Below are 22795 nucleotides of genomic sequence, written 5' to 3'. Positions count from 1 at the left end.
TCCTCGCGACTATACTCAATTAATATGAAGTACCGGACTCGGGGTTTCCCTTGTCCGGTTGAGCAGTAAACAGAAGAGAATCATTGTAATGCAGTCAAAATCCAGCCGTTGGATAGGCCATGGAATTTATGCCGTAATTATGGTGTTGCTGGTGGGTGGAATTTATTTCTCCGGCAAAACAATTAATTATAACTGGCATTGGGATCGACTATGGCCCTATATCGTCAATACTGAGATGCAGAATATCCGAGCTCACGGTGATGGTGTGTCTGTTATCGAAGACAATAAAATTATTGTGAAATTTGATAACGGAGCTCCCGATCAGGTCATTAAGTCCTATGATGAACGAGTGATTGGTAATGGTGATTTAATTTTCGAAGGGGATACCGTTGCCCGGGTCGAAGATTGGAAATTCGGACCGATAGCCGTCGGGCTTTGGGTGACGGTGAAAATCTCTTTCATCTCACTCTTCTTTGCCATTTTTCTGGGCCTGATTTTCGGGTTGATGCGAGTCGCAAAAAATCAGACCGCCCGGGATCTTTCCCTGACCTATGTCGAAATTATTCGCGGTACACCGTTGCTGGTGCAGATTTTTATCGTGTATTTCTTCATCGGTACCGTATTGGATTTGGATCGATTTACCGCAGGCGTCGTGGCACTGTCTGTATTTACCGGTGCTTATGTCGCAGAAATTATCCGGGCGGGGATTCAGTCAGTATCCAGTGGTCAAATGGAGGCCGCTCGTTCATTAGGGATGACTTATCCGCAGGCCATGCTGTATGTCATACTGCCGCAAGCCTTTAAGAGAACGTTGCCACCGCTCGCCGGGCAGTTTATTAATCTGATTAAGGATTCATCATTGGTTTCGGTGATTTCAATTACCGATCTGACCAAAGCCGGCCGGGAAGTGGTTGCGGGTAGTTTTGCTCCCTTTGAAGTTTGGTTTACCGTTGCCGCGCTTTATCTGCTCGTCACCGGCTCACTCTCGTGGGCGATCCAACTGTTAGAAAAGAGGTTATCGGCTAGTGACTAATAATCAATATTCCGGTGAAGACATGATTGTTGCCAAAGGGATTGAAAAATTTTATCCCAATGGTTGCCATGCTCTGAAATCGGTCAGTGCGACGGTGAAAAGAGGCGAAGTTGTTGCGATTATCGGACCTTCCGGCTCAGGCAAGTCCACTTTCTTGCGGACACTCAATCAACTTGAAGCTATTAATGAAGGTTCAATTATCGTTGATGGTGTCGATATGTACGCGAAATCAACGGATATCAATCAATTACGGCAAAATGTCGGGATGGTGTTTCAAAGCTTTAACTTGTTTCCCCATAAGACTGCTTTAGAAAATGTGATGCTGGCACCATTGAAAGTAGCTAAACGTCCGGCGAAAGAAGTTGAAGCCACTGCGAAAGCGTTAATGAAACGCGTTGGTCTGGCTGAGCGGATGAATAACTATCCTTCTCATCTGTCCGGCGGGCAACAGCAACGCGTGGCGATTGCCCGGGCGTTGGCGATGGAGCCGGATTTGATGTTGTTCGATGAACCGACATCAGCGCTTGACCCTGAAATGGTCGGTGAAGTATTGGATGTCATTAAGGGATTGGCAGCAGAAGGTATGACGATGGTGATCGTGACTCATGAAATGGGATTCGCTAAAGAGGTCGCCGATCGCGTGTTGTTCATGGAAGAAGGCGCCCTGTTGGTTGATGATACGCCTCAGGTGGTGTTTGAATCCCCGCCTCATCCCCGTTTACAGCAATTTCTTGCCAAAATTTTATAATTGAATTTTCCGCCAGTTGTTGACTGGCGGAAGTCATTTCTATCAGGCGATTTTTATCCCTTCTAAGTGCGTTTTACACTGTTGCCGTGCTGTGGCAAAGAAAGCCTGTAGATAACGTTTCTCTTTTTCCCCATGTCGTACGGCAGCAAATAGTCGCCGCCATAATCCTTGTCCCAGAGGCTTGCTGGTGATCAGGCGCTGGCGGGAAAATTCGCTGATGGCCCAATTGGGCAGTGCTGCAACCCCTAAGCCGGCTGAAACCATCTGCACCAGCATGAGCGTATTGTCTGCCTGTTTCCATTTCAGCGGTTCTACACCGGCCGGATGAAGAAAGTGTTTATACACATCGAGACGCTGTTTCGGCACCGGATAAGTCAGCATGGTCTGTCCGGCTAAGTCTGCCGGTTGAATGGCAGCAACGTCAGCTAGCGGATGATTGATTGCGGTCACAAGGCGCATTTCAAAATCAAACAACGGCTCATAATGGATTTCGGAGCGAGGCATAATATCCGAGGTGATCAAGAGATCAAGCTCTCCCGCCAACAGTGCTGGGAGTGGTTCAAAACCAAATCCGGAAGAAAAGTCCAGCGTCACATCCGGCCAGCCAAGCTGATACTCCTTGAGCGCTGGCATCAGCCATTGAAAGCAGGAATGACAGTCGATTGCCATATGCAGACGCCCATTGACATCTTCTTTGAGACTGGCGATTTGGTGTTCTGCCTGAGCCATTCTCGGTAAGACATCCTCCGCCAGTCGTAGCAAAATTTCACCTTCGGATGTAAACCGAACCGGTCGTGTTTTTCTGAGAAACAGCGGACTGCCAATCCGCGACTCCAAATCTTTGATCTGATGAGACAGGGCTGACTGGGTCAGGTGCAGCGCGGTCGCCGTTGCGGTTAAAGAACCGGTATCTCGAAGGGAAATCAATGTCTTGAGATGTTTGATTTCTAACATGAGTTTTCCTCATTCATGATAAATCATGTTGAATATTTTTACTAAATTACGCTGAAACCAAGCACGTGTAAACATCCGGACGTCGATATGAGTTAGTTAATTTCAATTTATTTTTATGATTATGAATTTTATTAATGTATCGGTTGAATAATTGGCGTTTGGCAATGAAATCATTTTGTACGATATTTTAGCCATCCAGACATCTTAAAGTGTCTGAACGATCAGTCAGTATTCCGATCAATCCGTATCAAATATTCACGGCAAACAATAATCAATCAAAAGGATGGTATTCATGGCGACAACTACACATATTCTGGGCTTTCCTCGTATCGGTGAAAAAAGAGAACTCAAATTTGCTTTAGAAGGGTATTGGCGCGGAGAGCTTGATCAGTCTCAGTTGGCAGCAACTGGCACATCGATTCGTCACGAGAACTGGGCACTTCAAGCGGACAATCAACTCAGTTTTGTCACTGTCGGTGATTTTGCTTGGTATGACCATGTGTTGAATACGTCTCTGTTATTAGGCCATGTGCCACAACGCCACCGCGATGGTGATATCAATATTGATACACTGTTTAAAATTGCCAGAGGGCAGTCCCGCCAAGGGTGTGGCTGTCAAGGCGGTAGTGCTGCTTCGGATATGACCAAATGGTTCAATACCAATTATCATTACATCGTGCCGGAATTTTCAGCCGATGATACGTTTGAGGTGAGCTGGTCACAGCTATTTGATGAAGTCGATGAAGCCATTCAGCAAGGGCATCAGGTGAAGCCGGTATTACTGGGACCATTGAGTTATCTGTATCTGGGGAAATCCGTGACAGAGGGATTTGACCGGTTATCGTTATTGCCCCGGCTTACAGTGGCTTATCAAACCATTCTGGAGAAACTGGCAGCACAAGGGGTTGAGTGGGTTCAGATTGATGAGCCAATTTTGGCACTGGAATTAGAGCAAGCATGGCTTGATGCTTTTCCGTCTGCTTATGATCAATTACAAGTGCAACGGAGCTCGGGAAGAATCAAGTTGTTGCTTACCACTTATTTTGATTCGATCACTGATGTGTTCGATCGTGTGACAGCCTTACCGGTCGATGGACTGCATATTGATAGTGTCTCTGCACCGCAGCAGTTGGATGAAGTGGCCGGAAAACTCCCAGCCGATTGGATCCTGTCTGTTGGCGTTATCAATGGACGCAATGTCTGGCGAGCCGATCTGGCGGCATTACTAACACAGTTACAGCCTCTCAAAGCGCAGTTTGGTGATCGTCTGTGGGTTGCAAGCTCATGCTCGCTACTACATAGTCCGGTTGATCTCTCACTGGAAACCGAACTGAGTGAAGAAACGCGGAGTTGGTTTGCCTTTGCCCGTCAAAAAGTGGCCGAGTTGGGATTACTTGGTGCTGCGTTAGACGGCGATATTAAAGCTGCTGAGGCGTGTCAGAACTATAGTCGCCCGATTGAACAGCGCCGGGCCTCCCTGCAGGTGAATAAACCGCATGTCCGGGAACGGGTCGAAGCGATTACTGAAGCACTGGCGACAAGAGCACTGCCTTATTCAGCGCGGGCCACATATCAGAAGGAAGCATTGGGGTTACCCTTCTTGCCGACCACGACAATCGGCTCTTTCCCTCAGACCAGCGAAATCAGAAAATTGCGCAATGATTTTAAGCAGGGACATTTGTCTGAAAGCGACTATAAAACAGCGTTGAAAGCACATATTTATGAAGCAGTTGAACGGCAAGAAGCGTTGGGACTGGACGTCTTGGTTCATGGTGAAGCTGAGCGGAATGATATGGTGGAGTATTTCGCGGAGAACTTATCCGGATTCCAGACAACCCGTTTCGGCTGGGTACAGAGTTATGGTTCGCGCTGTGTCAAACCTGCCATTGTCGTGGCTGATATTGAGCGTGAAAAACCGATAACGGTAGAATGGTCGCAGTATGCTCAATCTCTCACTTCAAAACAGATGAAAGGGATGTTGACCGGCCCTGTTACCATCCTGTGCTGGACATTCCCCCGGGAAGATATCACCCGTAAAACGATTACTCAGCAACTCGCACTGGCACTGCGTGATGAGGTTGCTGATTTACAAACGGCTGGTATCAATATTATTCAGATTGATGAGCCGGCAATTCGAGAAGGTTTGCCGCTGAAGAAACGTGATCATCAGGCTTATCTGGATTGGGCGGTTCAGTCTTTCCGTATCGCTGCGTCTAGTGCTGCGCCACAAACGCAGATCCACACTCATATGTGTTACAGTGAATTCAATGAAATCATTGAATCAGTTGCAGCTTTGGATGCTGATGTGATCACAATTGAAACGTCGCGGTCAAATATGGCGCTGCTCGATGCATTTGAGGCCTTCAATTATCCGAATGAGATTGGTCCGGGTGTTTATGATATCCACTCACCGAACATTCCATCTCAGGAGTGGATGGTTGAGCTATTGAAAAAGGCAGCGCAAGCCATTCCGGCAGAGCGGTTATGGGTAAACCCTGATTGTGGTTTGAAAACCAGAGGCTGGCCGGAAACAGAAGCCGCATTACGCAATATGGTCGCAGCCGCCAAAACACTTCGTGAGCGTTGGGAAGAACAGATCGCATCATGATGATACTGCCATAAACCAAGGGCCCCGATATCGGGGCCCTTGGTCATTTGACGAAAGCAAATTGACAAAGATAAATCGCTGAGTCATTGCTTCTGTGTATATTTTGTACAAGTGTTTTGGTCAATCATTTGATCAATGATTAACTGACCACGGGTATTACGGATTTTTATCCGATAGGCAAGACCCGCATCGAGATTCGATTTGGTTTCCGCATTGACACAGTAACTCTGAATACTTTGAGCTAAAAGTGACTGTGTTGATTTGGCTTGAGGTGCATCATTGTTATAAATCATCATAATCTCAATGATATTCCCCTTTGAAGAGGCGCGCATGATGGACAGTGGTCCGGACTTAATCGGGAGTTCAGCATGAAGAATACTAGCGCGGGTGGTTGCAAGTAGCTCCAGCTGTTTTTGCTCACTATTACTACTACAACCGATTAAGAGAGCACTTAGCCCAACTGCAATACATATTTTTCTTGTCATGAAATGCTATTCTCAGATCGTTAAAAAACTTGTTTATAGGGTTTGACGATAACAGACTGATATACACCGGCTACGACATAAGGATCTGCATCCGCCCATGCTTTGGCTTCATCCAGAGACGCAAAATCAGCGATCACTGTTGACCCGGTGAATCCGGCTTCTCCCGGATTTTCTGAGTCAATTGCCGGCAGAGGTCCTGCAGTGAGTAATCGCCCTTCATTTTGTAATTGCTGTAATCTTTCCAGATGCTGCGGCCGGGCACCCATCCGCCTCTCTAAAGAGTTTTCCACATCTTGAGAAAATATGACATACCACATATTTATATCCTTATATAAAAGTCGGGTAGTTGACTCGACTTGGGTTCACTCTCCGGCCGGCGGCTTTGGGAGAACAATGATTTATCTTATGGGTGAAGCTCTATCATTCGCGGGCGTCCGTCACTATCAACGGCCACGTAGTTAAATGTGGCTTCACAGACCTGAAATCGTTCACCAATACCGTGTGCATGAACAGGTTTAACCCAGACTTCAAGCTCAATTGACATTGAGCTACGACCGATTCGGACACATTCGCCATAACAACAAACCACATCACCGACACTGACGGGTTTCTTAAAAGTAATGCTTGAAACGGAAACCGTCACGATTCTGCCGTGTGAAATTTCTTTTGCAAGAATGCCTCCGGCCAAATCCAGCTGTGACATAATCCAGCCGCCAAAAATATCACCGTTAGCATTGGTATCCGCCGGCATCGCAAGCGTTCGTGAAAGGAGTTGGCCTTTCGGAGTATTCACTTCAGACTTCATAATTTCGTACTACATATGTTGAACGCTTTCAGGAAAAGCGTTAATCCATCAATCAAATATAATGAATTCATCCAACTTCGAAACAATAACAGAAGGTGCATCGGATTTCACACAGAATCAAGAAAGAACCGATGCAAGTTCACGTTTTTCGGACTACTGATGATTGTCTTTATCTTTGGGTAAGCGAGTATAGATGTATGCACCGGTTAGTAAGGTGTAGACCAGCGTTGCGATCAGCAGACCAAAGACTTTAAAATCAACCCAGACATTTAAAGGGAGTCTGAAAGCGATATAGACATTAATCGCTGCACAGGCAATAAAAAAGAGCACCCAAGCCCAGTTAATTTTTGACCAGACATCATCCGGAAGTTGCAGTTCTTTACCTAACATGCCTTTAATGGCTGATCTGCCCATGAGATGGGTAACGGTCAAGCCGATGGCAAAGACAAGATAGACGATCGTGACTTTCCACTTAATGAAATTTTCATTATGGAGGAAAATCGTCATCCCACCAAACACCGCGACCAAAACAAAAGTAATAACCTGCATTTTTTCGACTTTTTTATACCAAAAGTAGGTAATGGCGATTTGCAGAGCACTGGCAATGATCAGGGCACCTGTTGCCACATAGATATCGTACAGCTTGAACAGTACGAAAAACACAATAAGTGGAATAAAGTCGATCAGTTGTTTCATGGGAATTCAGTCCTTCACTAAAGAGCGGTACAGTCTAACTAAAATTGGCAGGTATCTGAATAGTCAGATCACGTTTTGTCACGATTTCTGACTGGTTTGATACTGATCTGAATATTTGTGACTGAGTCTGCCTCTATCGATTGTTTCCAGCGAGCGATTGCATCGAAAGAGATGTATAAAAAATAAGCACTATAGGGTTTCTCGGTACTAAAAATATAACCATATGTGATCGATTTTATCCCTTACATATCATATTGATTATTAAGATCTAGATCAGATCATCATGTACATATTCGTTTCATCAGTAATATACCTATTTATAATGTTTTCGCTTGATAAGTCATTCAATTGAATTCAGAAAAAAGTGATATTTAATCAGCAGATAAGGGCAGTGGGATATCGCTGGTTCATCATGACAACAACGAGTGATGTATATATTTTTAATAACAAGGAAATTCATCATGTATAAAAAGCTAGTTGTAATAGCTTGGCCACTGTAGTCAATAGTGAACAGATTGAGTCTTTTTTGAGCTGATGAAGCAGGTTCCGTGATGAGCGTTGACCTGTTTTTTTATTGCTGGTGGAAAGGCGAATGTTGATTAATCAGATGGATGTGTTAAAAAAAACCACTCAGTGATGAGTGGTTTTTTAATCAATCCGCAATAAAACGAATCACTATGCTTCTTGTTCAACAGCCTTTTCTTCTGCTTCCGGCTCTTCGATAAGAGAATCGACAATCACCGCACAGGCGGCATCACCTGTAATATTCAGTGCGGTACGAATCATGTCGAAGATACGATCCAGAGCAAATAACAGAGGCAGACCTTCAATTGGAATTCCGGCTGCAAGCAGTACGGCAACGACGAGGAAAGATGGCCCGGGAACACCAGCCTGACCGACAGCACCGAGTGTTGCTGTCACGATAATGGCGATGTAAGACCCCATGCTCAGGTCGATGTTAAATAGCTGAGCAAAGAAAATGGCAACCAGTCCGTAGTAAATTGCGTTACCGGACATATTGATCGTGGCACCCAGCGGGAGAACGAACGATGCGGTTGAGTTTCTGACACCAAGGTCGTTTTCAACGGTATCCATGGTCACTGGCAGGGTAGCCATTGACGATGCTGTCGAGAGGGCAACAGCTTGTGGTTTTTTCATTGCACCAATGAATTTACGCGCTGATGTTTTGGTAAACACCTGAATCATCAGTGGATAGACAATGAAACCAAAAATCAGAATGGCAGCAACATAGACGACAAAGAGTTTAAGCACAACAGTCAGGGCACTGAAACCAAATGTACCGACGGCTTCTGCCATCAGGCCGAAAACCCCGATTGGCGCAATAACCATCACTTTGTTGATCATCCAGACCATTGCATCAACAATCGTGTTGACACCATTGATAATTGGTAAACGTCTTTCTTCACTCTGATTGGCGAGCGCCACACCGAAGAAAAGGCAGAACACCAGTATTTGTAGAATATTTGCGTTATTCAGCGACTGGAAAACATTGGTTGGGATCATACCGATAATGGTCGCCCAAAAAGTAGGGAGTTCACCTTTTGACGCATATTCTGAAGAGAACATCCCTTCAACACCGGAAACATCGATTCCGATGCCGGGTTGGAAAATGTGTCCCATCAATAGCGCTAAGGCAACTGCCAGCGCAGAAGTGATGGCAAAGTACCCCAGAGTCACGGCACCGACTTTACCTGCGGAATGGCTGTTTCCCAAACCGGCAGAGCCTGAAATTAGTGCAACGGCAACCAATGGAATGACCAGCATCTTAATCAGATTGATAAAGATAGCCCCGAGTGGTGAGAACATTGCGGCGTCATGCCCCATGGCGGCACCGACAATCGAACCCAGAATCATCGCGATGACAACCTGAACACCAATATTTGATAATAAACTCTTTTCTTTTAACACTTCCGTAACCCTTGTGTTATGAATTTGCAATTTCCTAGGATTACCCACTAACATCATTAACATTTGTGGGTAAATATTCCGGTTAGGTTTTTACACTGATATCTTTTCCTGATCAAGGTATCTGTTATCAAAAATCTCAATAGATAGAAAATTTACGCAAACGTTTGGCAAAAGACATCAAGAGTAGGAAAATATGCTGAGTCATGTTTCAATTGTAAAATAATTGTTCATGTGAGTGGGTATGAATAGCCCTGTGTGGCATGATTGGCGGTTTCTGTTGTAGAAACCGCCGATTCAACCGATTATAGCTGTGTAGCTGCTTTCATCTCAGAGACAAACTGATGGAGTTGGGTCAGAAGTGCCGAGGCATCGTGTTGGTTGGATTCGATGATTTTTACTACCGCCGAGCCCGAGATTGCGCCTGCCGCACCTGCAGCCAAAGCCTGTTTGACTTGTTCTGGTTCTGAAATACCAAACCCGAGTAATGCCGGAGGGGCCTGATATTCTTTCAGGGTTTTCAGCAGGTTATCTACAGGCATTCCGGCTTTGGTTTCCACACCGGTGACTCCCGCACGAGAAAGGAGATAAGTATAGCCTTTGCTGTATGATGCGACGGTTTGTAACGTTTGATGATCTGCCGTTGGCGGAGCAATGAAAATCGGTTCAATTCCATACTTTTCTGCTGATCGAATAAAATCTTCACTTTCGTTGGTTGGTACATCGGCGATCAGAACTGAATCGACACCAGCCCGTTGGCAGCGGTGATAAAAGTCGTCAATGCCACGGGTGTAGACCAGGTTGGCATAGACAAGCAGACCAATCGGTAAATCCGGATGGTTTTGCCGAACTTGCGTGATGAGCTCGAAGCAGATATCAGGGGTAGTTTGTGCTTCGAGTGCCCGCATATTCGCTCCCTGAATGGTTGGACCATCAGCGAGCGGATCAGAGAACGGGATACCCAGCTCCAGTGCGTCCGCACCAGCTTCAATCAATGTATTGATAATTTCTAAAGAGAGTGACGGGGTGGGGTCACCAATGGTTACAAAAGGAACAAATGCGCCTTGATTCTTTTCCGTCAGTTGTTGGAAAAGTGTTTGGTAACGATTCATGACAGCACTCCTTTTTCTTCTAATATTTTGTGGACGGTGAAAATATCTTTGTCACCGCGTCCGGATAAGTTCACCACCAGCGTCTGTTCTTTCTCGGGTTCGCTACGCGCCATCTTCAGGGCATGGGCTAAAGCATGAGAGGACTCAAGTGCTGGGATAATGCCTTCACGGAGAGCCAGTTCCTGAAAAGCATCCAATGCTTCGTCATCGGTGATGTTTTCGTATTCAGCTCTGCCGATGGCATTTAAATGAGCATGTTGCGGACCGACTGACGGGAAATCGAGTCCGGCAGAAATAGAGTAAGACTCTTCAATCTGACCGTGTTCATCCTGCATCAATGGCGATTTCATTCCCAGATAAATACCGGTTTTGCCGTATTTTAGTGGGGCGCCATGTTGATGGGTCTCTATCCCTTTTCCGCCAGGTTCAACACCGATTAGACGGACATTTTTTTCGTCGATAAAGTCAGCAAAGATGCCAATTGCATTCGAGCCGCCACCGACACAGGCGATGATGGCATCCGGTAATTTCCCTTCCCGTGCCAAAATTTGATGTTTGGTCTCTTCCCCGATGATGCGTTGGAATTCCCGCACAATGGTCGGGAATGGATGAGGCCCAGCAGCCGTCCCTAATAAATAGTGTGACGTTTCGTAACTTGCAGACCAGTCTCGCATCGCCTCGTTACAAGCATCTTTGAGTGTTGACGATCCAGAGTGGACAGGAATAACGGTTGCACCCATCAAACGCATCCGAAACACATTCGGACTTTGACGTTCAACGTCTTTGGCACCCATGTAAATTCGGCATTTTAACCCCAGCAGAGCACAGGCAATTGCTGTCGCAACACCATGCTGCCCGGCGCCCGTTTCTGCGATGATTTCATGTTTACCCATCCGTTTGGCTAACAGGGCTTGTCCGAGTACCTGATTGGTTTTATGAGCACCACCGTGCAGCAAATCTTCTCGTTTGAGATACAGCTTAGTCTTGGTGCCTTTGGTCAGATTTTGAGTGAGAGTGAGCGCTGTCGGACGTCCTGCGTATTCTTGGAGCAGCGACATAAATTCGGCTTGGAATTCAGGATCTTCCTGAGCGTCGATAAAAGCCTGTTCTAACTGATCGAGTGCCGGAATCAGGAGTTGTGGGACAAACTGGCCACCGAACTCGCCGAAATAGGCGTTAAGTTTAGACATGATTGATTCCTTTTTGTGTTCTGTCAGGTATCGGTATTCCGACGACTAGTAATCTCTGATTTGTTGAAAAACTTGCTGTAATTTATCAGCATCTTTGATGCCGGGAGCCGATTCAACCCCTGAATTAAAATCCAGTCCGTTACACCCGAGAGAAGCTGCTTCTTTGGCATTCTCCGGTGATAACCCCCCGGCAAGAATTACACCTTCAACTTGGGTGAGTTGTTGCCAGTCAAATGTTTGCCCGGTGCCACCGCTTTGTTGGCCGACTTTGGTATCGTATAAATGGCGATCAACATGTTGTGTTAGCTGTGCCGGAATTTGGTCTGAGACTGCATAAGCTTTCCAAATCGCGATATCAGCAGAGAGTGCTTCTCGGAGCTGATTGACGTAGGCTTGATCTTCGTTACCATGCAGCTGGACAGCGCTGAGCTGTAGTTCACGGGCCATTTGGGCCACATGTTCGACGGTGTGATTCTGAAATACCCCCACATATTTGAGGGGCGCTCCGGACATGGTGATACGGGCCGACTCAGGTGTGATGTAGCGTGGGGAAGCTTCGACAAAAATTAACCCACCGTAGACGGCACCGGCCCGGTAAGCTTGCGCAGCATCATCGGGGCGGGTCAGTCCACAAACCTTGTTTTCACCGAGAACCACACGGCGAACCGCTATTTCCAGATTTTGTTCAGACATCAGAGAACTACCGATCAGGAAGCCCTGAGCGTAGGCTGACAGATCCCGGACTTGCTGGTGCGTATAAATGCCGGACTCCGAAATAATCGTGGTACCTTTCGGTAACTTTGGTGCCAGTGTTTTGGTTCGGCTCAGGTCGGTTGTTAAGTCTCTTAAATTACGGTTGTTGATACCGATGACTTTTGCTTTGAGTGCGACTGCCCGTTCCAGCTCGGCCTCGTTACTGACTTCGGTTAAAATCCCCATGTTGAGCTGATGGGCAACCTGCGCCAGTGTCTGATAAGTTTCATCGTCTAAAACGGAAAGCATCAGTAGAATGGCATCCGCACCATAGTGGCGGGCCAGATAAACCTGATAGGTATCGACCATGAAATCTTTACACAGGACCGGTTGGGTGACCTGATTGCGAACCCGAGGAATAAACTCAAAATTTCCCTGAAAGTACTTCTCGTCAGTCAGAATCGAAATCGCATTGGCATACTGTTTATAGACTGATGCGATATAGTCCAGATCAAAAACGTCGCGGATCAGCCCTTTGGACGGTGATGCCTTTTTGCATTCGAGAATAAACGCTGCTTTTCCAGTATTCAACGCATCATAAAAACTTCGGTCTGAAGGTTTAAGTAAATGCTTAAAGCTTGCTAATGGCTGATTCTGCTGACGTTGTTCAAGCCAGAGATGTTTATCGCGAACAATCTTTACGAGGACTTCTGCCATTTCCGTATGTTTTGTGGTGATGTGTTCTGATAACTGTGTTGTCATGTATTATTAGCTCCGCTGTGCAAGTTGTCGGACTCGCTGGAATGCCTGTCCTGATTTCATGATATCAATTGCTTGTTGGGCATTGGCTTTTAAATCTTCGCGGCCGAACAGACGAAGTAGTAGTGCAACATTCACTGCGACAGCCGCCATCTGTGCCTCTGTACCTTTGCCTGTTAACAAATTTTCAATAAGCTGACGGTTTTCTTCAGGAGTTCCCCCCTGAATGGCTGATAAAGGATACGTTTTTAATCCGAAGTCTTCAGGTGTTAAGAGATATTCCGTGACTGTTTGATCTTGTATCTCTGCCACCAGCGTCGGACCATGAATGGCGACTTCATCCAGCCCGGAACCATGAACCACCGCAGCGCGCTTCATCCCCATTTTTAGCATGGTCTGAGCAATCGGCTGAATGAGGTCTGGATCATAAACCCCCATCAGTTCGATATTTGGCCGTGCCGGATTAATGAGTGGACCGAGAATATTGAAAATAGTTCGGGTTTTGAGTGTTTGACGCACCGGCATCGCGTGCCGGACGCCACCATGGTACTGCGGGGCAAACAGAAAAGCGACCCCCAGTTCGTCCAGTGCTTCCCGGGTTGCCTGAGGCGTCATTGCCAGATCAATACCGAATGCATCCAGCAGGTCAGAAGACCCGGATTTGCTCGACACGCCCCGGTTACCATGCTTCGCGACTTTGACACCGCAAGCTGCTGCGACAAATGCAGCGGTGGTCGAAATATTAAATGTATTGGCACCGTCGCCACCGGTGCCGACAATATCGGCAAAATCGTAGTCGGGGCGAGGGAATGGTGTCGCGTTATCCAGCAATGCCTGTACGGCTCCGGAGATTTCTTCGGGCGTTTCACCTTTGAGCTTCAGTGCCGTTAACATTGCGGCCATCAGGATTGGTGCCATTTCACCCTGAATAATTTGACTAAAGAGGGTATGGGCTTCTTCCTGAGATAATGAAACCTGTGAGAACAGTTTATCAATGATTGGTTGCATGTGGTCCTTTTCCCTTCTCTTGATATTTTAGTTTGGTCAATAATGTTTCGGCTTAGTTCTCTTGAAGTGCCCATTCAATCGTATTTGCCAATAGTTTCGCGCCATAAGTGGTCATGATCGATTCCGGATGAAATTGAAATCCGCAAACTTTGTGTTGTTCATGAATTACAGACATGGTTAAACCATCCGCTTCTGCGGTCACGGTCAGTGCTTCCGGTATCTCTAAGGCAACCAAAGAGTGATATCTTGCAACGGTCATCGGTGATGGTAAATCGTGATAAACCGTATGGGCTTGATGTGCCATGAGTGAGACTTTGCCGTGGACGATTTCACCCGCACCTGCAACCCGGCCACCGTAGGCTTCAACAATCGCCTGATGACCCAAACAGATACCGATAACCGGGACTTTACCGATCACCTGTTGTAACAGTTCCGGCATACAGCCGGCTTCGGAAGGCGCACCCGGCCCTGGTGAAAGGACAACGACAGGATCTTCAGTCCGGTTGATCGTCGCCATGATCTGAGCCGTTTCGATATTGTTTCGATAAATGGTGACCTGATGTCCGAGTGAACGGAATTGGTCAACAAGGTTGTAGGTAAATGAATCAAAATTGTCGATAAAAATGAGATTAGCCATGACGTTTTTCTCCCTGAACTAAGCTGTCTGGTGCCTGATGTGCCATCTGAATTGCAGCAATGACGGCTTGGGCTTTCCCTCTGGTTTCATCAGCCTCTGCCTGTGGGTCAGAATCGTAAACGACACCGGCACCAGCCTGAACGCTGGCAATACCATCCTCGATATAGGCTGAGCGAATCACGATACAAGTATCAAGATCACCTTCACCTGTCATATAACCGACTGCACCGCCGTAGCTGCCCCGGCGCTCTTGTTCAACTGTTCGGATTAGTTGCATCGCCCGGATCTTCGGCGCACCGGTCAATGTTCCCATATTCATACAGGCCTGATAGGCGTGCAGGGCGTCCAAATCATGTCTCAGTTGACCCACAACCCGCGAAACCAAATGCATCACGTGGCTGTAACGGTCAGTTTTAAGGAGATCAGCCAGATGGCGAGTACCGGCTTTGGAGATTCTGGCGACGTCATTGCGGGCTAAATCAACCAGCATCATGTGTTCAGCGTTCTCTTTTTTATCATTGCGAAGATCCAATTCCAGCCGGCCATCGAGATCGAAATTGATGGAACCGTCTGGATTCTTTCCGCGTGGACGAGTACCTGCGATCGGATAGATTTCAATTTGATTGGTCTCACTGGCATATTTGAGCGCGCTTTCCGGAGAGGCCCCAAACAGCGTAAATTTTTCATCCTGAATATAAAACATATAAGGACTTGGGTTGGTCTCTTTGAGTTTTTTATAAGCGGTTAACGGTGACGGACATGGCAGAATAAAACGTCGTGAGGGGACAACCTGAAAGATATCCCCTTGGACAATATATTGTTTCAGATTGTCCACCACGTCACAGAACTCTGCATCACTCATTGAGGGGGTTGCTGTCACATCATTGCATACTACCGCCGGAGGGAGCGGCTGAATGTCCTGACATTGTTGAACAATTGATTTCAGGCGCTGTGATAGCTGTTCCGTTGTCCGTTCATCCGGATTAAACAGTGAGCCCTGAACATGACAACTGCCATTTTGGTGGTCAATAATCATCAGTGACTCGGCGACGTAAAATACATAGTCAGGGCACTGGTTCGTCGCTTCTGCATGACCCAGCGGTTCAAAGTTGGCAACGAGATCATAAGCAAACAGCCCACCTAAGAAGATGGCATGTTTATCGAGTCCGGTCAGATCAAAACTATGCTGAATCAGACGCAGAGCATCAAACGAGGAAGATTGTTGCAAGCGAGAGTCTTCATCGAGTCCCGACCGTGGCGCATCGAAGTGGAGTGTTAGTGTTTGTTCGGTCAGTGTACTGGCAACCTCGGATTTAATATTTTTGAGCAGATGATGAATCAGATATTTTCCATTCGTGGTCAGTGCATGAAACGTTACTTCATGGCCAAAGCAAATCACTCGCACCGCAGCATCAATGAGAAGCAGACTTTTCAAATTCTCTTTCGAATCAATTTCTGCCGATTCAAGCAGCAGACAATCGCTCTTGTCTTTACATAAGGTGTGGAATACAGCGGTTGGATCCGCTGAATAGGGCAAGGTTTCTGACAGAAGACGCAGTGTCCCGAGCTGAGTGATATCAATGGTGTTATTCATTTATTGATCCTTTATTCTTTATGTCTTCGTTGCCAACTGTTTTCGTGGTTAACTGCTCGCACAGTGCGATGCTGATTAGAAATTAAATGTGTTACACAGCCTGCCTGTCAGAAACCTGTCTATCAAAAGAAGGGTGAGAGATTTTGGATTGATGTTGAATTCTTGTAACATGGAGTCAGTGTTCCGTTGCGTATTTTTGTACTAGTAAACTAGTGCGAAGGTTTGAAGTCAAGCTTTTATTGGTGAAAAATCAAAAAAAATGATGAAAATAGATTTACATAGTCACACCGTCGCTTCCGATGGAAAATTATCTCCGGAGGAACTTCTGCTTCGCGCTGTTTCGTTTGACATTGATGTACTGGCGATTACCGATCATGATTGTGTTGATGGTTTAGATACGGCGCATCGATTTATTACTGCGCAACAATTACCGATCCGTTTGATTGATGGCATTGAAATATCGACGGTTTGGCAAAACAAAGATATTCATATTGTCGGGTTGAATGTCGATGTCACCTCTGCTGAATTGCATGCCCTGATTACACAGCAAAAACAGCGTCGTGAGATGCGTGCGACGATGATTGCAGAACGTCTGGAAAAAGTGACCCGATCGGGTATTCTTGCGGAAGTGAAAGAGATTGCCGGTGATGCAGCGATTACCCGGGCTCATTTTGCGCAATGGCTGGTTGAAAATGGTTATGTTAAGACCATGCAGCAGGTGTTTAAGAAATATTTAACCCGCAATCAGCCGGGTTATGTCCCGCCGGACTGGTGTTCGATGCAAGATGCAATCGAGGCGATTCATGCCGCGGGTGGGCAAGCTGTATTGGCGCATCCGGGACGATATCAGCTGACAACAAAATGGTTGAAGCGTTTGATTGAAGCATTTGCCGATGTTGGTGGGGATGCGATGGAAGTTGCTCAGCCACAACAAGCACCTCAGGAAAGGCGCAATCTGACGAATTATGCGTTACAATACAGACTGCTAGCCTCTCAAGGTAGTGATTTCCATTATCCTTCTCCGTGGATGGAGTTAGGCCGGAATCTTTGGTTGCCTTCTGATATTGAACCTGTATGGAAAGATTGGGGCTTGTCCGTAGAGTAAGCATCGAGTTGCTCGATGGTGAGGAGTAATAATGAGTCAGTATTTTTATGTTCATCCAGAAAATCCACAAGCCCGACTGATCAATCAGGCTGTGGCGATTATTCGTAATGGTGGGGTTGTTGTTTATCCGACTGACTCTGGTTATGCATTGGGATGTCAATTAGAGAATAAACGGGCACTGGAACGTATCTGTCAAATCCGTCGTTTGGATGATAAACACAATTTTACGCTACTGTGCAGGGATCTGTCCGAGCTTTCGCTGTATGCACGGGTCGATAATACCGCATTTCGGTTGTTAAGGAACAATACCCCGGGGCCTTATACCTTTATCTTTAAAGGCACCAAGGAAGTACCGCGGCGGTTAATGAATCCGAAGCGGAAAACAATTGGTATCCGTGTACCGGACAACCGAATTGCGCTGGATTTACTCGAAGCGCTTGGAGAGCCATTGATGTCAACATCGTTGATTCTGCCGGGCAAAGAAACCACTGAGTCCGATCCGGATGAGATCCGTGATTCACTGGAGCATGTTGTTGATGTGATTTTAAATGGGGGATACCTCGGAGAACAGCCGACAACCGTGATTGATTTCAGTGAAGAGGTAATGGTGGTTCAACGGCTCGGTGCGGGCGATCCGGCGCCGTTTAAATAGGGATGTTGAAACGGCTGTTGCGGATAAATGATGTTATCAAAACAGATGCTTTTTTCACTTTGATTTGAGATAATGTGCGACCGCGATTTTGTGGTCGCATTTTTTATTCGACGTCTGAGAAGACGACAAGCAAGGTAAGTTAATGAGCGAAAAGTTACAAAAGGTTTTAGCACGCGCAGGTCACGGCTCACGTCGTGAGTTGGAAACGTTGATTCGGGCCGGGCGTGTCAGTGTTAATGGCAAGGTAGCTGTTTTGGGTGAGCGCTTGGAAGATGAAAGTGCCGTTGTTCGGATTGACGGACACGTTGTCTCAATGAAAGCCGATGAAGAATTGGTTTGCCGGGTGCTCGCTTACTATAAACCTGAAGGGGAATTATGTACGCGACATGATCCTGAAGGGCGAAGAACTGTGTTTGACCGATTACCGAAAATTCGGGGATCACGCTGGATTTCAGTTGGTCGTCTGGATGCAAATACGTCCGGACTGTTACTGTTTACAACCGATGGTGAACTTGCCAATCGGTTGATGCATCCAAGTCGTCAGGTTGAGCGTGAATATTTAGTCCGTGTGTTTGGCGAAATTAACGAACAGAAGATCAAGAATCTCGTCAGTGGCGTTGAGCTGGAAGACGGGGTTGCACGCTTCGAAGACGTGGTATACGCCGGTGGGGAAGGGATGAATCACACGTTTTATGTGGTCATCAACGAAGGACGTAACCGCGAAGTCCGCCGTTTGTGGGAGTCTCAGGATACCACTGTGAGCCGTCTCAAACGAGTTCGCTACGGAGATATTTTCTTAGATAAAGCGTTGCCTCGCGGTGGTTGGGTTGAGCTCAGCCTGTCTGAAGTGAACTATCTGCGTAAACTGGTTGAATTACGGCCGGAGCAACGCACCATGATCGATGTGTCTAAAGACAATACTTCCCGGAAGCGTGAAAGGGCAAGAAGCCAGAAAATTCGCCGGGCAGTCAAACGCCATGAAGAGCGAATTTCCGCTCCGAAAGGGAGAGGTCAGAGAAGTCAGAAATCTGCCCCTCAGGCGAGAGGACGCCAACGCTAGACAGCGAAGCTAGAACTCAAAAAAGGTGCTTTCACAGCACCTTTTTTCATTCATGAATGTGTTACACCTACACTATGACAACTACAACGTTTGATTGAGTGCGTAATATCGGCCTTGCTGCGCAATGAGCGCTTCGTGGCGACCATACTCGACGACTTGACCTTGTTCAATCAGACAAATGGCGTCCATTCGTTCCAGCTCTATTAAACGGTGCGTAATGAAAATCACGGTTTTGTGCGCATAATGAGTGCGTAACAGATCCATAATCTGTTGCTCGGTTTGCTTATCGAGCCCTTCAGTCGGTTCGTCCAGCAACAGGATCTCTCCCTGATGGAGCAGAGCCCGGGCAATCCCCAGACGACGTTTTTCACCACCGGAGAGATGACGACCACCATCGCCTAACCAGATATCCAGTCCCGGTTCGTCAAGGAGTTTATCCAGCCCGACTTGACTGAGAACTTGTGTGTAAGTCATATCATCAGCATCTGGTGCCGCGATTTGTAAGTTCTCACGTAATGTACCGTTTAAGATATCAACCCGTTGACTGACAATACTCATACAGGCGCGAAGATCGTGTTCATTCCAGTTTTTCAGATCCGTTCCGGCAATTGAGACTTTACCCTGACTCGGATCCCAGTAGCGGGAAATTAATTGGAGCAGGGTCGATTTACCGGAGCCTGTCTGACCGACAATTGCGACTTTATGTCCGGCTGGAATATGGAGATCAATCTCTGTCAGTACACGTTGTTGATGTTCCGGATAATGAAAATGAACCTGCTCAAAACGGATGTCGAATGAACCATTATGTTGTGTCGGCTCGGTTTGAAACGTCACTTCGGGCTCAGACGATAACACTTCATTCAGGCGTCGTGCTGACGTGAGTGTTTGTCCTAAATGCTGAAATGCACCGGCAATCGGCATGAGCAGTTCAAAGCTGGCCATGGTGGCAAATATGACCATGGCAATCATTGGATCCGGCCCGGCCTGACCCACACCATTACCGACGAACCATAACATGAATACCAGTGTCCAGCCGCTGGCCAGCATGAGCAGTGCCTGAGCAAATCCGCTATAACGCGTGTTGATATACTGCCGTGAGATCAAGTCTTGCTGATCTTGCATAATGGCTTGGCGGTAAGTAGGTTCTGCACCAAAAATCGTCAGTTCGCTATAGCCTTGAATCCAGTCGAGCAGGGTGACCCGAAAATTCGCTTTGCTTTGGGTCAGCGCCGCACCGTTACGTTTGCCGAGTTTGTAAAATAATACTGGCCACGACAGCAGTAATACCAGCAAGATAGCGCCGAGTGTCAGGCCGACCATTGGGTCAAACCAGTACAGAAACGCTGAAAGAACCAATACGCCCAAGATGCCGATCATCACGGGGCTGATGAGTCGTAAATAAACGTGGTCCATCGCATCGACATCAGCGACCAGACGATTGAGCAGATCGGCATCGCGGAGATTGGCAATCCGTCCCGGAATGAGTGGCGACAGTTGCTTAAAAAAGAAAATCCGTAGATCTGCCAATACCTTAAAGGTTGCATTGTGACTGACCACTCGCTCTCCCCATCGCCCCGCGGTGCGTCCGATTGCGAAACCGCGGACAAAAGCGCTGGGTAACATGTAGTTGAACGATTGTCGGGCGACACCTAAACCGGCCACTGCTGCTGCTGACAAAAACCAACCGGACAGCGTCAGTAAGCCAATCGAAGCGCATAAGGTTAGGAAAGCCAGTATCATGCCCAGTGTCAGACCAAACCAATGCTTTTTATACAGTTTGAGAAATGGGATCAAATCACGCATCAAGATTCCCCTTCTGATGTTCAGGTTGCGGTGTATGATTGGCGGCTAACATCGATTTAAATAACCCCTCTTCATGACTGAGTGTCTGATAATGGCCTGACTGGACGATTCTCCCGTCTTGCATCACAAGAATGTTATCCACAGTCTGGAGTTGGGCAAGTTGATGCGTGATCAGTAATGTGGTGTGGTGATGGATCTGTTTTGCCAGCCCTTGCATGACCAACTGTTCACTTCTGGCATCAAGGCTGGCAGTTGGTTCATCCAGTAACCAGAATGAACCGTTTTGCAACATAGCTCGGGCAAGGGCAAGCCGTTGGGCTTGACCAACAGACAGGCCACCGGAACGGTCACTGATCAAATAGTCCAGACCGTGGTTTTCGACAAAGTCAGCCGCAAAAGAATCTTTGAGGGCATTTTCAAGTTGTTCATCAGTAATCTGTCGTTTACTTAAGGTGACGTTGTCACGAATTGTCCCGTGAACCAGTAACGGGTTTTGCCCGACCCAGCTAATCAGCTGTCGCCAGTCCTTATGGGAGAGGTCGTGGAGGTCTACGCCATTGATCAGCAATTTTCCCCGATAAGGCATGAAGCCTAAAATCGCCTGTACCAGCGAGGTTTTTCCCGCACCGCTCGGACCGACTAAAGCAGTTGTCTCTTGAGGATTGAGGCGGAATGTAACGGGGCCAACCAGTCTTTTTCCTTCGGGACTGATGACTTCCAGACTTTCTGCTTCGATGGTGATCTGTTCAGGTGTCGGAACCGGTTGTGTGCCGGATTTAACTTCATTCACATCGATTTGGAGAAACTCGACGATACTTTCGGCTGCGCCGACGGCTTGCTGTTTGGCATGGTAGAAGGTGCCCAAGTCCCGCAATGGCTGATAAAACTCCGGTGCGAGAATCAGGACAAATAGTCCGGTGAACAAGGTGACTTCTGCTCCGTAATAACCGAAATTCAGCTCCCCGATAAAACTAAAACCAAAATAGACCGCAGTGAGGGCAATAGAAACAGAAGTAAAAAACTCCAGTACCGCAGAAGAAAGGAAAGCAATTCTCAGGACGTCCATGGTTCTCATCCGAAACACTTCGGACGCTGCACGTAAATGTTCGGCTTCGGCTTGGGTCCGGTCAAACATACGAATCGTGGTCATCGCTTGAAGGCGATCATAAAAATGGCCGGAAAGGCGTTGGAGTGCTTTGAAGTTTTTTTGTGCCGCTTCCGCAGCTTTGATTCCGACCAGTGCCATAAAGAGCGGCACCAAAGGCGCGGTCAGCAGGAAAATTAATCCTGCGGCCCAATTGACAGGGAACACGACGACAAGGATGACAAATGGAATCAGAACGGACAGTGACATCTGAGGGAGGTATCGGGCAAAGAAGTCGTGCATATTTTCGACTTGTTCAAGAACCAGTGTGGCCCAGCTGCCCGCCGGTTTTCCTTTGATATAGGCCGGTCCCATCTCTCTGAGTTTATCCAGAATCAGTTGTCTGATATAGATTCTGATCTGTTCTCCGCATTTGAATCCGGCGATTTCACGTCCCCAACTCAGCCCTGCTCTCACTGCAATGATTGCTGTAAGTCCCAGAAAATGAGGGATTAAATCCGTTTTAGGGGTCTGTTCAATAATCAGCTGATGTAAAATCGAGGCCAGCAAAGCCGCTTGGAACAGTAAGAAAATACTGGAGAGGACACCGAGCCCGACAGCGAGCATCAGCCAGCGCTTTGCCAGCTTGCTTTGTTGGCGGAGCCAGTGGTTTAAGCTACGTTGTTTATTCTTATCCATTTTAAAGGCTTTTATAGGAATGAATTGGTTAAGGTGCGTTTACCTACAGGTATCACGGCACACCCGCAAACAAGTAGTATACAAAATAAAACCCGGAGGGGACACCACCGGGTTGAGGGGATTTCACATCAAAAATGGTGAAAA

At 47.0% G+C, this 22795-nt stretch carries 20 protein-coding genes; 6 read left to right on the top strand and 14 right to left on the bottom strand.

Features of this window, described 5'->3' with window-relative positions; all coding sequences use genetic code 11:
• Positions 1-88 precede the first annotated feature (88 nt).
• Positions 89-1033 (top strand): amino acid ABC transporter permease, encoded by a 945-nt coding sequence (locus AC55NX_RS10385; protein ID WP_496995662.1) that lies wholly within the window; start codon positions 89-91, stop codon positions 1031-1033.
• A gap of 22 nt (positions 1034-1055) precedes the next feature.
• Positions 1056-1781: an amino acid ABC transporter ATP-binding protein gene (locus AC55NX_RS10380; protein WP_496995698.1), complete on the top strand. Its 726-nt coding sequence runs from the start codon at positions 1056-1058 to the stop codon at positions 1779-1781.
• Positions 1782-1823: 42 nt separating this feature from the next.
• On the opposite strand, the gene AC55NX_RS10375 is transcribed toward AC55NX_RS10380, so the two are convergent.
• Entirely contained in the window at positions 1824-2735 is a 912-nt protein-coding gene (locus tag AC55NX_RS10375; protein ID WP_496995661.1) for a LysR substrate-binding domain-containing protein, read from the bottom strand.
• A gap of 292 nt (positions 2736-3027) precedes the next feature.
• Between AC55NX_RS10375 and metE the strand changes: the two genes are divergently transcribed.
• On the top strand, positions 3028-5343 hold the full coding sequence (gene metE / locus AC55NX_RS10370) for a 5-methyltetrahydropteroyltriglutamate--homocysteine S-methyltransferase (protein ID WP_496995660.1): 2316 nt from the start codon (positions 3028-3030) through the stop codon (positions 5341-5343).
• An 83-nt stretch (positions 5344-5426) separates the two neighbouring features.
• Here the strand turns inward: metE and AC55NX_RS10365 are convergent, their stop codons facing one another.
• The 11 genes from AC55NX_RS10365 to AC55NX_RS10315 form a co-directional block, all read right to left on the bottom strand.
• Positions 5427-5828 (bottom strand): GspS/AspS pilotin family protein, encoded by a 402-nt coding sequence (locus AC55NX_RS10365; RefSeq protein ID WP_496995659.1) that lies wholly within the window; start codon positions 5826-5828, stop codon positions 5427-5429.
• A gap of 20 nt (positions 5829-5848) precedes the next feature.
• Complete coding sequence (locus AC55NX_RS10360) at positions 5849-6145, bottom strand: YciI family protein (RefSeq protein ID WP_496995658.1); 297 nt, start codon at positions 6143-6145, stop codon at positions 5849-5851.
• An 86-nt stretch (positions 6146-6231) separates the two neighbouring features.
• The gene (gene yciA / locus AC55NX_RS10355) at positions 6232-6633 is read right to left on the bottom strand and encodes an acyl-CoA thioester hydrolase YciA (protein WP_059120625.1); all 402 of its coding nucleotides are present in this window, start codon (positions 6631-6633) and stop codon (positions 6232-6234) included.
• A 153-nt stretch (positions 6634-6786) separates the two neighbouring features.
• On the bottom strand, positions 6787-7329 hold the full coding sequence (locus AC55NX_RS10350) for a septation protein A (protein WP_496995657.1): 543 nt from the start codon (positions 7327-7329) through the stop codon (positions 6787-6789).
• 675 nt (positions 7330-8004) lie between these two features.
• Entirely contained in the window at positions 8005-9321 is a 1317-nt protein-coding gene (locus AC55NX_RS10345; protein WP_496995656.1) for a dicarboxylate/amino acid:cation symporter, read from the bottom strand.
• Between the two features lie 239 nt (positions 9322-9560).
• Positions 9561-10367 (bottom strand): tryptophan synthase subunit alpha, encoded by an 807-nt coding sequence (gene trpA / locus AC55NX_RS10340; protein ID WP_496995655.1) that lies wholly within the window; start codon positions 10365-10367, stop codon positions 9561-9563.
• Positions 10364-11557 carry a tryptophan synthase subunit beta gene (gene trpB / locus AC55NX_RS10335; RefSeq protein WP_496995654.1) on the bottom strand — a complete coding sequence of 398 codons (1194 nt, stop codon included), beginning with the start codon at positions 11555-11557 and terminating at the stop codon, positions 10364-10366. The genes trpA and trpB overlap by 4 nt, the downstream gene beginning before the upstream one ends.
• A 45-nt stretch (positions 11558-11602) precedes the next feature.
• Positions 11603-13012 carry a bifunctional indole-3-glycerol-phosphate synthase TrpC/phosphoribosylanthranilate isomerase TrpF gene (gene trpCF / locus AC55NX_RS10330; protein WP_496995653.1) on the bottom strand — a complete coding sequence of 470 codons (1410 nt, stop codon included), beginning with the start codon at positions 13010-13012 and terminating at the stop codon, positions 11603-11605.
• 6 nt (positions 13013-13018) lie between these two features.
• Positions 13019-14017, bottom strand: coding sequence for an anthranilate phosphoribosyltransferase (gene trpD / locus AC55NX_RS10325; protein WP_496995652.1), 999 nt, complete (start codon positions 14015-14017; stop codon positions 13019-13021).
• Positions 14018-14069: 52 nt separating this feature from the next.
• Positions 14070-14654 (bottom strand): aminodeoxychorismate/anthranilate synthase component II, encoded by a 585-nt coding sequence (locus AC55NX_RS10320; protein WP_496995651.1) that lies wholly within the window; start codon positions 14652-14654, stop codon positions 14070-14072.
• Positions 14647-16248, bottom strand: a complete 1602-nt coding sequence (locus AC55NX_RS10315) for an anthranilate synthase component 1 (RefSeq protein WP_496995650.1) — start codon at positions 16246-16248, stop codon at positions 14647-14649. The genes AC55NX_RS10320 and AC55NX_RS10315 overlap by 8 nt, the downstream gene beginning before the upstream one ends.
• A gap of 262 nt (positions 16249-16510) precedes the next feature.
• On the opposite strand from AC55NX_RS10315, the gene rnm reads away from it, so the two are divergent.
• The 3 genes from rnm to rluB all read left to right on the top strand — a co-directional run bounded on the left by rnm (position 16511) and on the right by rluB (position 19065).
• A complete protein-coding gene (gene rnm / locus AC55NX_RS10310) occupies positions 16511-17353 on the top strand; it encodes an RNase RNM (protein ID WP_496995697.1) in 843 nt (280 codons plus the stop codon).
• Between the two features lie 31 nt (positions 17354-17384).
• Entirely contained in the window at positions 17385-18005 is a 621-nt protein-coding gene (locus tag AC55NX_RS10305; protein WP_496995649.1) for an L-threonylcarbamoyladenylate synthase, read from the top strand.
• A gap of 142 nt (positions 18006-18147) precedes the next feature.
• Positions 18148-19065: a 23S rRNA pseudouridine(2605) synthase RluB gene (rluB, locus tag AC55NX_RS10300; RefSeq protein WP_496995648.1), complete on the top strand. Its 918-nt coding sequence runs from the start codon at positions 18148-18150 to the stop codon at positions 19063-19065.
• Positions 19066-19146: 81 nt separating this feature from the next.
• Here rluB and cydC read toward each other — a convergent pair whose 3' ends face one another.
• Together cydC and cydD are read right to left on the bottom strand one after the other, a co-directional pair.
• Positions 19147-20868 (bottom strand): heme ABC transporter ATP-binding protein/permease CydC, encoded by a 1722-nt coding sequence (cydC, locus tag AC55NX_RS10295; protein ID WP_496995647.1) that lies wholly within the window; start codon positions 20866-20868, stop codon positions 19147-19149.
• Positions 20861-22651, bottom strand: a complete 1791-nt coding sequence (gene cydD / locus AC55NX_RS10290) for a heme ABC transporter permease/ATP-binding protein CydD (protein WP_496995646.1) — start codon at positions 22649-22651, stop codon at positions 20861-20863. The genes cydC and cydD overlap by 8 nt, the downstream gene beginning before the upstream one ends.
• Between the last annotated feature and the right edge of the window lie 144 nt (positions 22652-22795).

It is taken from the genome of Vibrio rubrogenes, assembly GCF_059641415.1.
The sequence above is the reverse complement of the archived record's forward strand: the minus strand, read 5'-3'. Positions and strand labels throughout refer to the sequence as shown.

Excerpts from the sequence above, each read along its gene's own strand:
- AC55NX_RS10350 (WP_496995657.1), bottom strand. The coding sequence starts at position 7,329 with ATGAAACAACTGATCGACTTTATTCCACTTATTGTGTTTTTCGTACTG.
- AC55NX_RS10385 (WP_496995662.1), top strand. The coding sequence starts at position 89 with ATGCAGTCAAAATCCAGCCGTTGGATAGGCCATGGAATTTATGCCGTA.
- yciA (WP_059120625.1), bottom strand. The coding sequence starts at position 6,633 with ATGAAGTCTGAAGTGAATACTCCGAAAGGCCAACTCCTTTCACGAACG.
- AC55NX_RS10380 (WP_496995698.1), top strand. The coding sequence starts at position 1,056 with ATGATTGTTGCCAAAGGGATTGAAAAATTTTATCCCAATGGTTGCCAT.
- AC55NX_RS10375 (WP_496995661.1), bottom strand. The coding sequence starts at position 2,735 with ATGTTAGAAATCAAACATCTCAAGACATTGATTTCCCTTCGAGATACC.
- AC55NX_RS10320 (WP_496995651.1), bottom strand. The coding sequence starts at position 14,654 with ATGGCTAATCTCATTTTTATCGACAATTTTGATTCATTTACCTACAAC.
- AC55NX_RS10305 (WP_496995649.1), top strand. The coding sequence starts at position 17,385 with ATGAGTCAGTATTTTTATGTTCATCCAGAAAATCCACAAGCCCGACTG.
- rluB (WP_496995648.1), top strand. The coding sequence starts at position 18,148 with ATGAGCGAAAAGTTACAAAAGGTTTTAGCACGCGCAGGTCACGGCTCA.
- metE (WP_496995660.1), top strand. The coding sequence starts at position 3,028 with ATGGCGACAACTACACATATTCTGGGCTTTCCTCGTATCGGTGAAAAA.
- AC55NX_RS10365 (WP_496995659.1), bottom strand. The coding sequence starts at position 5,828 with ATGACAAGAAAAATATGTATTGCAGTTGGGCTAAGTGCTCTCTTAATC.
- trpD (WP_496995652.1), bottom strand. The coding sequence starts at position 14,017 with ATGCAACCAATCATTGATAAACTGTTCTCACAGGTTTCATTATCTCAG.
- rnm (WP_496995697.1), top strand. The coding sequence starts at position 16,511 with ATGAAAATAGATTTACATAGTCACACCGTCGCTTCCGATGGAAAATTA.
- trpB (WP_496995654.1), bottom strand. The coding sequence starts at position 11,557 with ATGTCTAAACTTAACGCCTATTTCGGCGAGTTCGGTGGCCAGTTTGTC.
- AC55NX_RS10315 (WP_496995650.1), bottom strand. The coding sequence starts at position 16,248 with ATGAATAACACCATTGATATCACTCAGCTCGGGACACTGCGTCTTCTG.
- AC55NX_RS10345 (WP_496995656.1), bottom strand. The coding sequence starts at position 9,321 with ATGTTAATGATGTTAGTGGGTAATCCTAGGAAATTGCAAATTCATAAC.
- trpA (WP_496995655.1), bottom strand. The coding sequence starts at position 10,367 with ATGAATCGTTACCAAACACTTTTCCAACAACTGACGGAAAAGAATCAA.
- AC55NX_RS10360 (WP_496995658.1), bottom strand. The coding sequence starts at position 6,145 with ATGTGGTATGTCATATTTTCTCAAGATGTGGAAAACTCTTTAGAGAGG.
- trpCF (WP_496995653.1), bottom strand. The coding sequence starts at position 13,012 with ATGACAACACAGTTATCAGAACACATCACCACAAAACATACGGAAATG.
- cydC (WP_496995647.1), bottom strand. The coding sequence starts at position 20,868 with ATGCGTGATTTGATCCCATTTCTCAAACTGTATAAAAAGCATTGGTTT.
- cydD (WP_496995646.1), bottom strand. The coding sequence starts at position 22,651 with ATGGATAAGAATAAACAACGTAGCTTAAACCACTGGCTCCGCCAACAA.